This window comes from Thermodesulfovibrio sp. 1176 (assembly GCF_029946585.1).
Classification (GTDB): Bacteria; Nitrospirota; Thermodesulfovibrionia; order Thermodesulfovibrionales; family Thermodesulfovibrionaceae; genus Thermodesulfovibrio.
Map to the genome: position 1 here is coordinate 1 of NZ_JARZRZ010000017.1, position 666 is coordinate 666.

Below are 666 nucleotides of genomic sequence, written 5' to 3' on the forward strand. Positions count from 1 at the left end.
AAGCTTTTGCTACTTTATCCATCTTGTTCTTTAAATAGTATTCCTTGCCATCCAATGTAAACTCTGTAAGCGTTATGCTCCCTAAAGCTTCTTTTATTCTTTCTGTTGATACATCTTTGTTTAATGCTGACTCTAACATCCTCATAAATAAAAAGGAAAGAAAACATACTACCAGATGCCCTCTGATTCTTTTTTCTGTCCAGTGATATACAGGTCTTACCTCTATGGTGTGCTTCATTATTCTGAAGGATTCCTCTATCTTCCATAAACTGTGATAGGCTGAAAGGATTTGTTCTGGACTAAGGTTTTCAGAACTCTGCACCGCATAGTATCCATCAAATTCCATATCCCTTTTTATTAGTGTTTCATCAAGAATGTATCTGTTTTGTCCTTCTGTCTTTATGTATTTTTTCCCACCCCTTTTGTTTAATCCTTCTATTATTGAGGGACTCTCAAGTAGCTTTATTGCTTTGTTTATCAATATCTCCCTTTCTGCTCTGTCTTTTTCTGCCCTTTTGTCTGAATAGCTTATTATTACTGTATCTGTTATTTCTTTTATTTTTCCTTCCAAATCTCTTACTTTAAAGCTGTACTTAATCTGTTTGTATTTGAATATCCCTTCCTCTGTCTTGATTTCTACATATCCTTCAGGATTAAATACTTCTT

1 pseudogene is annotated in these 666 nt (G+C 33.9%); it reads right to left on the bottom strand.

Annotated features, from left to right (window positions below):
• Positions 1-666 (bottom strand): annotated as a pseudogene (locus QI155_RS10965) (IS1634 family transposase); the annotation flags it as partial.